This is a genomic window from Vibrio sp. 14N.309.X.WAT.E.F5, assembly GCF_030397615.1.
Classification (GTDB): Bacteria; Pseudomonadota; Gammaproteobacteria; order Enterobacterales; family Vibrionaceae; genus Vibrio; species Vibrio lentus.
Window position 1 is genome coordinate 205,326 of sequence record NZ_JAPNXR010000002.1, and the last position, 12,890, is coordinate 218,215.

Sequence of the window (12,890 nt, forward strand, 5' to 3'; positions counted from 1 at the left end):
CAAATTCTTGTGCTTGATTTCTGTTAGGATTATGGTTTTAGTGTGTCAAGCGAGTGACTGTGGACTTTTCAGCCAGATTACGCCTCTATTGGGCGAATAAAACCATAAATTACAGTGTATTAATTCTCATCACTCTACTCGGTGTTGTGGTTCCTGCTTGGTATTATGGACAAAACACGCTGATCACACCGTTGATCTTAGGGGTTATTGCTGCCGCACTGGCTGAAAGTGACGACAGTTTTACAGGCCGCTTAAAAGCACTCACACTCACCTTCATCTGTTTTGCGATCGCCGCCTTTTCTATTGAGTTGTTGTTCGACACACCTTGGCTATTTGCATTAGGCCTTTTTGCCTCAACATTCTCGTTCATCATGCTTGGTGCGATTGGTCCTAAATACGCGAGTATCGCGTTTGGCTCATTACTTGTCGCCATTTATACCATGTTGGGTGCGCACGAAAGCACTAACCTTTGGTTTCAACCGCTTCTATTGTTAACTGGCGCTGCTTGGTACTATTTCATGTCGATGATTTGGCAGATAGTGTGGCCAATGCAACCTGTACAGCAAAACCTTGCAACCGTGTTTGATCAAATCGGTACCTACATGGGTTCTAAAGCTGAATTATTCTATCCGGTGTCTGACCTTGTTCCTCAGCCTCACCGCATCATTGAAGCGAAATTGAATGCCAGCACGGTTAATGCACTTAACATGTGTAAAGCGACTCTGCTTAACCGCTCTAAACGCGGGCACATCGACGGCCCAAGTGACCGATTCCTAAACACCTACTTCATCGCGCAAGATATTCATGAGCGCGTGAGTTCTAGCCACTATCGCTACCAAGAACTGGCAAAGCACTTTGAACGCTCTGATGTGCTGTTCCGTTTTAAATATCTACTAGAAGCACAAGCAACGGCGTGTAAAGAAGTCGCAAGTTCACTTAAAGTCGGCGCTGAGTATCAACATGGTGATAAATCTGTACTCGCGCTGGATGAGTTAATGTCTTCGCTTAACCATCTTCAGGAACAGAACAAGCCGGAATGGAAACCACTGCTAAACCAATTGAATTATCTGTTCAATAACCTCGCCACCGTTGAAAAACAGCTATCGAATATCAGTAACCCTGATGCCGAGAAATTAGAAGAAGGTGTCTTAGACGATACCAACCCACATACTTTGACAGCGATGTGGCAAAAAATCAGAGCCAACCTTCATACCGACTCAATGCTATTTAGACACGCGATTCGCATGGCTATCACTCTTACGCTCGGTTACGGCATCATCCAAGGCTTTAACATTGAACGCGGCTATTGGATTTTGCTGACCACGCTATTTGTGTGTCAGCCGAACTACAGTGCCACTCGTCAAAAGCTTACTGCTCGTGTAATAGGCACAGTGGCAGGCTTATTGATTGGGGTTCCATTGCTTACTTTCTTCCCCTCGCAAGAGAGCCAGCTAGTCTTCATCGTGATCAGTGGCGTGATGTTCTTTGCGTTCCGCATTAATAACTACGGCTTCGCAACCGGCTTTATCACCTTGTTGGTGCTGTTCTGCTTTAACCAACTTGGCGAAGGTTATGCCGTCGTCTTGCCAAGGCTCGCTGATACCTTTATTGGGTGTGCTCTCGCAGTACTTGCCGTGATCTACGTATTACCAGATTGGCAATCAAAACGATTGCACAAAGTCATGGCGGATGCACTCGATTCCAATAAGAACTATCTGGCTCAGATCATTGGTCAATATCGTGTGGGCAAAAAAGACAACCTCAACTACCGTATTGCTCGTCGAAGCGCACATAATAACGACGCCAATCTAACCGTCGCGATCAGTAGTATGCTGGTTGAACCCGGTAAGTATCGAACGTCTGAAGACGAAAGTTTCCGCTTTCTTACTCTAAACCACGCCTTGCTTAGCTATATCTCTGCACTTGGCGCTCACAGAACGCGTATTGATGATGAAGCGACACACAAACTGGTGTTGGACGCCCATAGAGTGATACATGAGCACTTAGATGCGCTCAACGACCAGCTGTATTCTCATTGTGAGCAATGCGAAGTCAAAAATGCCTACGATCCTGAGCTTGATAAACGTTTGAGTGAATGGAGAGAGGAAGACGAGAATTCTGTAAGGATGGTCCTACAACAATTGCACTTGATCTATCGAATGCTTCCAGAACTACACACTTTGGCCACCAAGTTTGCCGTTAAAGTGAACATCGAAAAGCCTCTCGACAAGTCGAATTCAACGCCAAAAGATAAAGTACTGTAAAAACAAAAAGATACATAAGTTGAATGCATAATGATCAATAGCTATATGTATAGTTTACTATACCAATACCTATAATTAGGTATAGTAAACTAGCTGCACGCCCCGCCAGATAAGGGATCAGAGAGTTTTTACTTTGTAGGAATTTTCTGACTTTGATTAACCAAGCGTTAACTTTGCCTGACAATTCTCGGACAAAAAACAACCAGAGCAATTTATAGTTGTCTTAGTTTCAAGAACCTTCAAACATCTTTTAATATTCATTTAATGTTGGTTGATTTCTTGTACCGGTAGTCTATGCTCAATAGAGCATATGGATTTGAACTAAGGTCACACTATGAATACACAACAATTTGAAGCATTTAAGCAACAGATACAGCTTCTTAGCCCTCAGCAATTGAAAGCACTACAGGGTGAAATCGATGGTAATATCGACACAGAACAGCCTTCTCTACTTACTGACGAAGAGTTAAACGCTCTAAACGACCTGTTTAATTAGTAGACAGAGCTCACTATTTTAGCTTAAGAACACAGTTTCTTCATAAATTACACCACTTCACCATTGCGCTCAAAATATCGTCAACCTAGACTCATTCCATACGTCAATCAAAGGTTCTGACATGTCGATTTCGGGAATTCAATCAGGTTATGCCATTATTCAGCAGTCAACCAATATGGCTGAAGAAGCGGCAATTGAACTGAACCAAGCCGCTCAGCACACTCCCGAATCAAATGACTTCTCCCAATCTAGCGATCTTAGCTTTAACCAAATCGAACCTGAAAAATCTCTTTCTTTAAAAGACAAAGAACCCGAGCCTGTTTCATCTTCAACCGATTCACTAATAAAACTGACTCAGAGTGCCAGTTATAACCGCGTTGGCGCAAGTGTCGTTGATCGTCAAAACGAAGCCATCGGTAGCCTTCTCGATATCCATATCTGATCTATACTCACACTTAGTATTTGTTTCCTTTGCCCTGAATCCGTTGATTCGACCACTTTTGATGCTTTTTGACTCTATAAGCACACAAACTGTAACTCATTATATCTGACGCTTGTTTCTGGTTTATTACTCGGTAGAATCAGCGCAAACTATTCTTGCAGCACAAACTTTACTTCGTACTACTTATGCCAAAACTAAATCTGCATCGCCGTGACTATGTTTCTATTTTAGGAGGCGACATCTCCGCAGACGAATTAGAAAAGAAGCTCGAACCTCATTTTGAGAAGCCAGTGAATAAACTGACTCCGAGCCCTTATCTGACTGAAAAAAACCTTACACGTCGTTGGACTGCTCTCGATAATGCAGACTCGCAGCAAGAACTGCTCGACCCTCATACTCAAAGCCAGATTCAAGCTTATGAGAAAAACATCGAGCACTTTATTGGCACCGTTAAAGTCCCTGTTGGTATATCTGGCCCTTTAAGAGTCAATGGCCTGTTTGCTAAAAGCGATTACCTAGTCCCGCTTGCAACAACAGAAGCGGCGCTTGTGGCGTCGTATAACCGTGGTTCAAAGCTGATCACGGCTTGTGGTGGCGCAAGTGCAATGTTGCTCAATGAAGGCGTAACACGAACGCCTGGTTTCGCATTCCAAGGATTAGTTGAAGCAGGACAGTTTGTGGCATGGGCAGTGACCCAATATGACCAATTCAAAGCTTTAGCGGAATCAACAACGTCGCACGGCAAACTTACCGACATCAATATCAACATCGAAGGTAACCATGTTTACTTGGTGTTTGAGTTCCTAACTGGCGACGCATCTGGTCAGAACATGGTAACTATCGCGACCAACGCGGTATTTGAGTACATCATTGAACATACACCAGTGAAACCCGATCACGCCTTCCTTGATGGCAATTTATCGGGCGATAAAAAAGCCAATACCCAGACCTTGCGCAGTGTCCGTGGTAAAAAAGTCACAGCCGAGGTCAACATCTCTGCTGAGCTTGTCGCTAAGTACCTCCACACCACACCAGAGAAAATGGTGCAGTTCGGACAAATGACCACCGTCGGTGGCGCTCTAAGCGGTACGATTGGTATCAATGCTCATTATGCCAATGCACTTGCTGCACTCTACATTGCTTGCGGCCAAGACGCGGCGTGTGTTGCTGAGTCTGCGATTGGTATGACTCGTATGGAGCTCAACAAAGAAGGTGGTTTGTACGCGAGCGTAACGCTTCCTAACTTGATGTTAGGAACAGTCGGTGGCGGTACAGGCCTACCAAGTCAAAAAGCGTGTCTCGATTTACTAGGGCTACACGGCAACGGTAAATCACAAGCCTTAGCCGAAGTATGTGCTGCTTTATGTTTAGCGGGTGAACTATCGATTGTGGGTGCATTCTGTGCGGGTCACTTTTCGCGAGCTCATCACAAGTTAGCGCGCTAGTTTCTGTTATCAGACCTTAAACCGACCGTTGTCACGTATTGAGTGAGTTGTGTATGGATTACTTACATTTATCGCGAGTGAGCCTTAAACACCTCACAGCGCTTCATATTATGCTGAACACCCACAGCGTCACTCAAACGTCAGAGCAACTCTTTGTCAGCCCTTCGAGTGTCAGTAAAACTCTGTCTCAGCTACGTGACATCCTTAACGACGAGCTTTTCTATCGGGACGGCACTAAGCTGATCCCGACTCCCTTTGCCCTGAAAATAGCGCCCACTGTTCACGCGATTCTTTCCAGCATGAACGGGTTACTTCACCAAAAGAGTTTTACTCCTCAGGAGTATCAAGGCAGCTTTTCACTTTCGATGCGTGAAAGTACCTTCGAAGTGTTTGCCTCGAAGATCAGCAAAATCACCACTGAACTTGCACCAAACGCCAAACTTAATATCTATTCAAAACAGGAACTTGGGTTCGATGCTTTGCTCAGTGGTAAGGTCAACTTGATCTTGTTGCCACACGATATCTCTCAACCCCCAACGGATAATAAAGAGCTAGTGTGGGAAACGATTCTTCCTGATGAAATGGTTTGTTTGATGGGCGCTCACCACCCTCTCGCTCAGCAAGAACTAACAGTTGAAGGCTATTTAGATTACAAACACATTGGGATCTTAGATAACGAACTGTCTAAGCCGTACTTTGAGCAAAACTTAGTGCAATGTCATAAGCCTAGAGATATGGCGATATCAGTAGCGGACTTTGGCGCGGCGGCAGTGCTATGTCACCACACACCTTTCTTGTTCACTTGTTCAAAACAATGGGCTGAGCATGCCAAACAAGCACAAGGTTTGGTAAGTAAGCCGCTTCCTTTTGATTACGGAAAAGTGGCGTATAGCTTGGTGTGGAACAAGCCAAACATGAATGATCAGGCGATCAAATGGTTGTGTGACTTGTTTTTAGAAACCTAACTCTTTTCGCATTGATGACCGAAAATATTAGGTATAAACCTCGGGCGTTTGCATTGGCCTTTGAACAATTGAGTAGAGCTTATCGTGAAAGCTCTGCATTTGTTGTTCTGTGCATTTAGGCCACTCTAAAGCTTCGCCAATTACCCCATGATGTTGAAACGCATTTAACCGAATTCGAACATCACTTGGCAAACCCTTCAAGTAATACCCGACCTGCTCTACCTCGATATCTAGGTCACTTTTATTAGGAATATGCAGTAACCGAACTTCATGTAATTTGCCTTTATCAGCTAAGTAGTTAATGGTTTCAAACACTCGATGGTTCCCTCTACCCACTAGCCATTGATGCGTTTCAGATTGCCACGATTTTAGGTCGATCATCGCACCATCAAGGTAAGGTAAGACTTTGTCCCAACCTTGCATCGACAAAGAGCCGTTACTATCAATAAAGCACGTTAAGTGTGCCAATTGCGGATCGCTTTTGATCGCTTGAAATAGCTCGATGATAAACGGCAATTGCATGGTCGCCTCGCCACCCGAAATGGTAATACCGCTCAGGAAGAATTGATTGTGCCTAACCAGTTCAAGCACATCTGATACCGTCATCGTGGTGATTTTTGGACTCGACTTATGATCACAGATATCGATGCACTGATCGCAGTTGGTACACGCTACCGGATCCCACTTCACTTTGCCTTCCACAAGACTCAGAGCACAGCTCGGGCAACCACTCACGCAGTCTCCACAATGGTTGCAGTGGTTGATGGTGTGTGGATTATGACAAGTGATGCAATCGAAATTACATCCCTGTAAGAACAGCACCAAGCGATTTCCGGGTCCATCAACACAAGAAAAGGTCAGCACACGGCTGACCTTCGCTTGTTTTTCTGTCTTATTATTATTAACCCTAGCCATTTGAGTTGTTAGATCAGAAATTTTCATAATTCACATTGTTCGTATTCGAAACGCATCACACACATAACGCACACACGTTAAAGCTATTCGTATGTTGGCGACATCTCTAAGCTTGCCACACGAGGTTTACGCTCTAGAATGCCCGTATTTTTTGCAGCTTCAGCACCAAGGAAAGTGGTATTGGTACGTGAACCTTGCTCGTCGTATTTAGCTATATCAGACAGCTTAATCATATAACCTGTCACACGAACCAAATCGTTCGATGCTACGTTAGCGGTGAACTCTCGGTAACCCGCTTGAATCGCCCCTTTACACAGGTTGAACATCGCTTCTGGATTGGATTTCACTGTTTCGTCAATCGTTAGAATGTCGCTGATGCCCGACGTGTAGAACTTGTGGTGACCAGCCGTCGCACGTACGTAAGACACTGGATCCGGTTCTGTTCCGTAAGGGATGCGTACACCCGGCGTCACATCTTCATCTAGGCTGATACCACCTTGAGCGTGTAACAGAGCCTTACCTTCCAGCCCATATTTCACTTCCGAGTTTTCAACAATCTCAGCCAGCTTTTCAGAAATACGATAGCCTAACTGATTTGCTTGTTCATCGTGACCATAACGCCCTGCTTTGCCTTCTTTTTCCATTAAGATGTTAACCGCCTCAGCCATGCCATAAATACCAAACATTGGCGCAAAGCGATCTTCTTCAATTAAGCCTTCTTTGGTTAAGAAGCCTTCGAAGAAATTAGACTCTTCATGTAAGAAGCGGCTACGTGCATTCATCAATTCGATCATGATGCTGCTGCAGTTAGGTAGTACTTGCTGTAAGAAGTCTACGCTGTCCTCAGATTTCAGAGCTACTTGCTTGAGGTTCATACGTACTAGCGTGTTTGAACCACCCGCCAGAGGCAAAGAGTTGTAGCAACTCACGATGCCAAAACGCTTATCTCCGTAAGCAGCGGCGTGTGCAGGATAATTAGCAATGTGCGGCTTGCTGCATTCACAGATGTTGCTCGCAGCGTGGCGAAGTAGGTCATCAGGTGTGACTGCAGGGTCGTACATAAAGGTTAAGTTAGGTGCGATCTGCTTGAGTTCAGCATCCACACGTAAAATAGTGCGACATACAATGTTGTCACTAGGGCCAATATTAACGTGCATGAAGGCATCTGGCAGCGTGCGATCCAGCATGATCCAGAACAGCTTCAGCTTTTGGTATACCTGCTCATCCGTCAAACCGCCAACAAAAGGCATCAACACATCGTCCAACTGGCCTAAGTAAACCGGAATTGAAGTCACTGACGGAACGTGATGATAAAGGATGGTGAGCATGTTCAATGCTTCGTCGAAATTAGTTGCCGCGCTAAGCTCTAAATACTTGGAGCCTTGATGTAAGTATTTAGAATAATCAGGAAGCACATAGCGCGGCTTAAATGGGGCGTGACCTTCAAACATGTCACACAGCACACCTTGTTGTAAGGCTTGCTCTACTTCATTGCTTACCGGCATATACGGCAGGCTGGCTTCAGCTTCTAAGGCAAGATAGCTCGACTTCTGTTTTGGGGACAGGTTGGCATCTGAAATGATATTGCTAAAGCGTTGTTGTTGATCTGAAAGTGATGAAGAAGTAGATGACGCAGATTGGTGGCTCATGATTAAACCCTTAATATTCTTATGGGCTTATTTTATATCTCACACTTACATTTCCACTAATGAAATGTATGCAAGGCTACATTTCCAAAATGGAAAACACCATTTGTAACTTAGTAATTTGTGAATAGATAGTTTGTAGATTGGCCACTTGCCAATTAACGATGGTTGTTTATCGATGATTGTCGTTGGGGAAGGGAAAGAGTAAGCAGAAGAGATTAGGCCCCTTGATTGAACCGTTTAGTTTAAAACGCAAGCGCGTATAAATAGAAAACCCACATAACGGATCCAAAGATCGTTGATGTGGGTTTAGTCAATTAAGCGTGAGTGCAGTTATCTGATCAGCTATCTATACGTCAACTACAGACAAGTGAACTATAGATGAGGAACCACTTGTTTACGGCCTACACCCATCAGTACCTTCAAAGTACCTTGTGGGGTGTCGATTGAAAACGGTGTTGAGACTTCAACAATCGAAAAACCTGCTGCGCTCAATACATTCTGGGAGCGTTGTTCGCTGACCCCAAAATCTTCGCTGTCGTTTTCTAAGTACCAATCCCAGTGTACAAAAACCCCATCGTTTTCTAACAGAGTATAAATAAGGCTGACCGTATCTTGTAGGTTCGGAATAAAGCCACATACCGAAGAGGCTACCACTAAGTCAAACTGATTTCTGAATGCTGGGTGTTGGGCTGCAAGTCCGCGCGATAAGATATCAACGACAGGCTCTACATTAGACAGCTCTTTTTTATCTAACTCTTCAATCATCCCTTCTGAGATATCGAGAGCGATGATCTCTTTTGCAAAAGGAGATATTTTCTGGCTGAGTAATCCTGTACCACAACCAAAATCAAGGACACGGGTTCCGTTCAAATCAACGAGCTGTGTTAACTGGTCAAATACGGACTGTGCGAATACAGCAGTAGCGGGATCGTTATCCCAATCAGGTGCGTACTCGTCCCATTGTTTCGCCATCATGGCCTCCATCTTTACTTCTTGTAGGTTCGGAACGCTCCCAGAATAAACCAAATTAGTCAATTCGTCATAGAGTTATCATGCAAAGATGGACTATTTCTAAGATAGTCAGCACAATATTCAGATAATATGCACCGCCACCCGCTCAATATGGAAATGAAATGAACCTTTCTCAAGTCCAAGCCTTTTGTTCTGTTGCTGATTTAGGATCCGTCTCTGAAGCTGCTCGACAGCTTGAATGCAACCGAACCAAACTGAGCATGTCGATCAAAGCCTTGGAAAAAGAGTTAGATGTCGAACTGTTTGTTCGAAGCGGTAACCATGTCGAGCTTTCTGAAGCAGGCAAAGCTATCTACAAAGATTGCGAAGGCATGTTGGTAACGGCAGCACGCATTAAGCAAACCTGCTTACATGTTTCGGGTGAATTCAACGCCGAGATTTGGATCGCTCGCGACGATTCCCTACCCGATGAAATGTGGCAAAGTTTATCGCACGCCCTAAACAACAAATACCCTTCCACTTCTTTCAACTTCGTTCTCGCGTCTAGTGGCGACTTGGCTAATCTTGTCGAAACTCAGCAAGTTGATTTTGCGTTTGGTGTCGATTACGAGCGTGTCGACGACCCAAGAATTATCTACAACCCACTCGGCAAGATCCGAATGATGTCGGTATGTAAGAAAGGGCATGATTTGAGTGCGATGCGAAGAGTGTCGGATGAAGTACTTAGAAATTCGATGCAAGCGACCATGGTTTATCTTAATGAAAAAGATAACCCTGAGCTTGAGCCCTTCTCTCGCCGATACATTGGTTTTTCTAGCTTCGATTTTATGTTGGATACGATTCTACGAGAAGATGCATGGGGCGTAATGCCTGAGCCATTGATACGCCATTTATTGCGCGAACAAGAACTGGCGGTGATCAAGCACACTTATGGCCTGACTCAAGAAGACTACTGTATGTTTACTGCGGCAGGTATGGCGGAACACCCAGGTATGAATTGGTTAGCGGATCAGATCAGCGATTACTTGTTTGATTTCTAAAGTGTCAGACAATGTTCTATCTCGACACTTAAAATCATCTAACAAATAGAAAGCCCTCTCTTTAGAAGACCATCACGTGATCCACTAAATAACGTCCGTCTTCTTCAACCAACACCATTTCTGCCACAAACTCGCCTTTCGCAATGGTGTATGCTTGCTTCCAAACAAAGGCGATGGAATCGGAGCGTCTGAATAACGCCACAGGCTCACGTTCAGCAAAAAATCCGTTGCTGTGCTGATAATGATGACACACCTTCGCTAGATACTCAGGCGTCACAATATCCTTCATGCGCTGAGTAAAGTCTCGGCAGTGCTGAGCATGGTCAACCTTGGTTGAACCGTCCATCAAATTGTCCATGATCGGGTTAGCAATCGCCCACAACTCACTATCGTTGAGATCATCAAATTTCATCGTCATCCATTCCTTTTCAAGTTCAACTCAGCTCTACGCCCAAGGTTCAAACCCAAGTTTAAGCTATAAGATTTCAGCGCGATTTCTGTAACCCTAACAGCCTGATCCTTTACACAGCTAGCTATGAGACCTTCACAACCTATGTGTTTTATTAATCATAAACCATTTAACGCCAGTTTCACATTTCCTGAAAAACAGTCATCGTCAACTTTACTGACACCAGAATTTACCCATAAGCCGTTGAATAGTAAGAACTTGAATATAAAACGAGTTACCGACATATAAACGTCATCAGATAAAGTTTGTAAAGCTAGCTCAATATTAGAACAATGAAGTTATCAAAAACATCTGGAAAATATTATGTGTGACAGGAAAAGCCAAAACGAAAATCGAGTACTATTGTTCTCAGCCCTTTTAGCATCAGGCTTCGCAATTGGCGGATTGGTGTTGGGTCTTCTCGTTGGCTCTCTAGTCATAGTATTTGACGGTGTCTATTCTCTTATCAGTTTACTGTTAACTTTATTGTCACTAGCTGCCTCTAAATACATTAATCGCCCATCAGACAGGGAGTTCCCGTTCGGTCGAGCCATCATTGAGCCAATCGTAATCGCCATTAAAGCGATTGTGATTCTGCTTGTGGTCGGTTATTCGCTTTACTCTGCGATTGGTGCTCTGATGACAGGCGGTCGTGAAGTCGATGCTTCTATCGCAACTCTGTTTGGTATTTTCAACGTATTGGGTTGTGGTTACGCTTGGTGGTACATCGCTAACAAGAGCAAACGTATTTCTTCAGGTTTGATTCAAGCTGAGTCAAAACAGTGGCAAATGGATACGCTTTTGAGTGTGGCAGTTACGGCAGGTTTCGTTGTTGCTTGGTTGGTGGCTTACTCTCCGTTTGCTGAATACGCGGTATATGCCGACCCAATGATGATGTTACTGATGTCTTTCTACTTCATCAAAGTGCCGTTCGACATGCTACGTGAAGCAATGCGTGAGCTGCTAATGATGTCGGCAACCAAAGATATTTGTGACGCGGTAGATAAGAATGTTGTCGCTGTGGACAAAGATGCGGACCAAGATTTGGAGCTAATGGGTGTGACTAAAGTTGGTCCTGAATTAAGAATCAATGTTGATATTCATACCAACGACCAACAAGCGATTGCGGTCGATGATATTGAACGCACGCGCCGCCAACTTAAGCGACGCCTATCTAAGATGCCTTATGAGCTTCAATTGAACCTCAATATCGCGAGCTAAGAGCATTCTCTCTTAAGTTCAACACTCAAGACTGAACCTCTTCAGAAGCCGACGCCTTAACCGTCGGCTTTTTGTCTCTGGTTACCCACCAGCAAGCCAATGAACCGATCGTCACCATACAAACGCCCTGCCAAAAACTCATGCTCAATGACAAACCTAGAATCATAGAAGACAGTAAGGTCGCGAAGATTGGCGTAAAGTAAGACATGGTTGCAAGAAACACCATATTCCCCCCCAGAATCGCCGTGTTCCAAAGCGCGTAACCAGCCCCCATACAAGCCCCAGCAAGCACTAAGTCAATCGCAGCACTTGAAGTCATCACCATGCCGGTTTCATCACTCAATGCGTATTTGATCCACAGAGTGACCGCAGTAGCGATAAAGAAAAGCACAATCGCATTCTGCCCTTTAGCAACGCGTTGGGTGTAATTGCAATATACCGCCCAAATAATCGCGCCGAAGAATGCCATCGAATAGGTTTTAGGATTAGTCGCAATATTAGCCGCGATTTGCTCGACAGAAAGCCCCTGATCGCCACTGATACTCCAAGCCACGCCAAAGAACGCTAAGACGATACTTGGATAAACCAACCAGTTAATTTTTTTGTCACTCAACAGCACCGCAAACAACACCGTCAGTGCCGGCCACAGATAGTTAATTACGGCCATCTCTATCGCTTGATGTCGGCTGTTCGCCATTCCCAAAGCCAGAGCCAGGAAAATCTCATAACAAACGAACAAGGCGCCGCCAATCAGCAGGTAAGACTTAGAAAAACGTGACAGCTTTGGTAACCCCATAACACAGACCAACAACAGCGAACTCACTGTATAAAGACTGGCTGCACCACCAATTGGGCCCAGTTGTTCTGACACACTACGAGACAATGCAATTAAGCAGCTCCATAGTAAAATGGCAGCAATGCCGTAGCAGCTATGGCGATGAGATTTCAGCACGCCTCTTCCTTATTTTTATTGTAATTAGGTAATCAAAGCGAGCTTAAGCAAAGGTAGGCTTAAACACCACTATCGATAAGT

12 protein-coding genes are annotated in these 12,890 nt (G+C 44.5%); 7 read left to right on the forward strand and 5 right to left on the reverse strand.

Going from position 1 to position 12,890, the window contains the following annotated elements:
- Positions 1-59: 59 nt before the first annotated feature.
- The 5 genes from yccS (at position 60) to OW495_RS03305 (ending at position 5,612) form a co-directional block, all read left to right on the forward strand.
- A complete protein-coding gene (gene yccS / locus OW495_RS03285) occupies positions 60-2,264 on the forward strand; it encodes a YccS family putative transporter (RefSeq protein ID WP_289884987.1) in 2,205 nt (734 codons plus the stop codon).
- A 334-nt stretch (positions 2,265-2,598) separates the two neighbouring features.
- Positions 2,599-2,760: a hypothetical protein gene (locus tag OW495_RS03290; RefSeq protein WP_017111854.1), complete on the forward strand. Its 162-nt coding sequence runs from the start codon at positions 2,599-2,601 to the stop codon at positions 2,758-2,760.
- Between the two features lie 121 nt (positions 2,761-2,881).
- On the forward strand, positions 2,882-3,202 hold the full coding sequence (locus OW495_RS03295) for a hypothetical protein (RefSeq protein ID WP_102291840.1): 321 nt from the start codon (positions 2,882-2,884) through the stop codon (positions 3,200-3,202).
- 185 nt (positions 3,203-3,387) lie between these two features.
- The gene (locus OW495_RS03300; protein ID WP_102513711.1) at positions 3,388-4,647 is read left to right on the forward strand and encodes a hydroxymethylglutaryl-CoA reductase; all 1,260 of its coding nucleotides are present in this window, start codon (positions 3,388-3,390) and stop codon (positions 4,645-4,647) included.
- A 53-nt stretch (positions 4,648-4,700) separates the two neighbouring features.
- Positions 4,701-5,612 carry a LysR family transcriptional regulator gene (locus OW495_RS03305; RefSeq protein WP_076667972.1) on the forward strand — a complete coding sequence of 304 codons (912 nt, stop codon included), beginning with the start codon at positions 4,701-4,703 and terminating at the stop codon, positions 5,610-5,612.
- Positions 5,613-5,639: 27 nt separating this feature from the next.
- Here the strand turns inward: OW495_RS03305 and OW495_RS03310 are convergent, their stop codons facing one another.
- The 3 genes from OW495_RS03310 to OW495_RS03320 all read right to left on the reverse strand — a co-directional run bounded on the left by OW495_RS03310 (position 5,640) and on the right by OW495_RS03320 (position 9,148).
- The gene (locus OW495_RS03310) at positions 5,640-6,554 is read right to left on the reverse strand and encodes a YjjW family glycine radical enzyme activase (protein ID WP_289884988.1); all 915 of its coding nucleotides are present in this window, start codon (positions 6,552-6,554) and stop codon (positions 5,640-5,642) included.
- A gap of 56 nt (positions 6,555-6,610) precedes the next feature.
- On the reverse strand, positions 6,611-8,176 hold the full coding sequence (locus OW495_RS03315; RefSeq protein ID WP_102513713.1) for a YjjI family glycine radical enzyme: 1,566 nt from the start codon (positions 8,174-8,176) through the stop codon (positions 6,611-6,613).
- 372 nt (positions 8,177-8,548) lie between these two features.
- A complete protein-coding gene (locus OW495_RS03320) occupies positions 8,549-9,148 on the reverse strand; it encodes a methyltransferase (RefSeq protein WP_289885195.1) in 600 nt (199 codons plus the stop codon).
- 161 nt (positions 9,149-9,309) lie between these two features.
- Between OW495_RS03320 and OW495_RS03325 the strand changes: the two genes are divergently transcribed.
- A complete protein-coding gene (locus tag OW495_RS03325) occupies positions 9,310-10,188 on the forward strand; it encodes a LysR family transcriptional regulator (RefSeq protein ID WP_009845583.1) in 879 nt (292 codons plus the stop codon).
- A 61-nt stretch (positions 10,189-10,249) separates the two neighbouring features.
- Here the strand turns inward: OW495_RS03325 and OW495_RS03330 are convergent, their stop codons facing one another.
- Entirely contained in the window at positions 10,250-10,600 is a 351-nt protein-coding gene (locus OW495_RS03330; protein ID WP_114635501.1) for a hypothetical protein, read from the reverse strand.
- 360 nt (positions 10,601-10,960) lie between these two features.
- Here OW495_RS03330 and OW495_RS03335 point away from each other — a divergent pair, with 360 nt between their 5' ends.
- Entirely contained in the window at positions 10,961-11,857 is an 897-nt protein-coding gene (locus tag OW495_RS03335; RefSeq protein WP_065105429.1) for a cation diffusion facilitator family transporter, read from the forward strand.
- A 25-nt stretch (positions 11,858-11,882) separates the two neighbouring features.
- Here OW495_RS03335 and yddG read toward each other — a convergent pair whose 3' ends face one another.
- Positions 11,883-12,809 (reverse strand): aromatic amino acid DMT transporter YddG, encoded by a 927-nt coding sequence (gene yddG / locus OW495_RS03340; RefSeq protein ID WP_289884991.1) that lies wholly within the window; start codon positions 12,807-12,809, stop codon positions 11,883-11,885.
- Positions 12,810-12,890: the final 81 nt, after the last annotated feature.

Excerpts from the sequence above, each read along its gene's own strand:
- OW495_RS03325 (WP_009845583.1), top strand. The coding sequence starts at position 9,310 with ATGAACCTTTCTCAAGTCCAAGCCTTTTGTTCTGTTGCTGATTTAGGA.
- OW495_RS03305 (WP_076667972.1), top strand. The coding sequence starts at position 4,701 with ATGGATTACTTACATTTATCGCGAGTGAGCCTTAAACACCTCACAGCG.
- OW495_RS03320 (WP_289885195.1), bottom strand. The coding sequence starts at position 9,148 with ATGGCGAAACAATGGGACGAGTACGCACCTGATTGGGATAACGATCCC.
- OW495_RS03295 (WP_102291840.1), top strand. The coding sequence starts at position 2,882 with ATGTCGATTTCGGGAATTCAATCAGGTTATGCCATTATTCAGCAGTCA.
- OW495_RS03300 (WP_102513711.1), top strand. The coding sequence starts at position 3,388 with ATGCCAAAACTAAATCTGCATCGCCGTGACTATGTTTCTATTTTAGGA.
- OW495_RS03335 (WP_065105429.1), top strand. The coding sequence starts at position 10,961 with ATGTGTGACAGGAAAAGCCAAAACGAAAATCGAGTACTATTGTTCTCA.
- OW495_RS03290 (WP_017111854.1), top strand. The coding sequence starts at position 2,599 with ATGAATACACAACAATTTGAAGCATTTAAGCAACAGATACAGCTTCTT.
- OW495_RS03330 (WP_114635501.1), bottom strand. The coding sequence starts at position 10,600 with ATGAAATTTGATGATCTCAACGATAGTGAGTTGTGGGCGATTGCTAAC.
- OW495_RS03310 (WP_289884988.1), bottom strand. The coding sequence starts at position 6,554 with ATGAAAATTTCTGATCTAACAACTCAAATGGCTAGGGTTAATAATAAT.
- OW495_RS03315 (WP_102513713.1), bottom strand. The coding sequence starts at position 8,176 with ATGAGCCACCAATCTGCGTCATCTACTTCTTCATCACTTTCAGATCAA.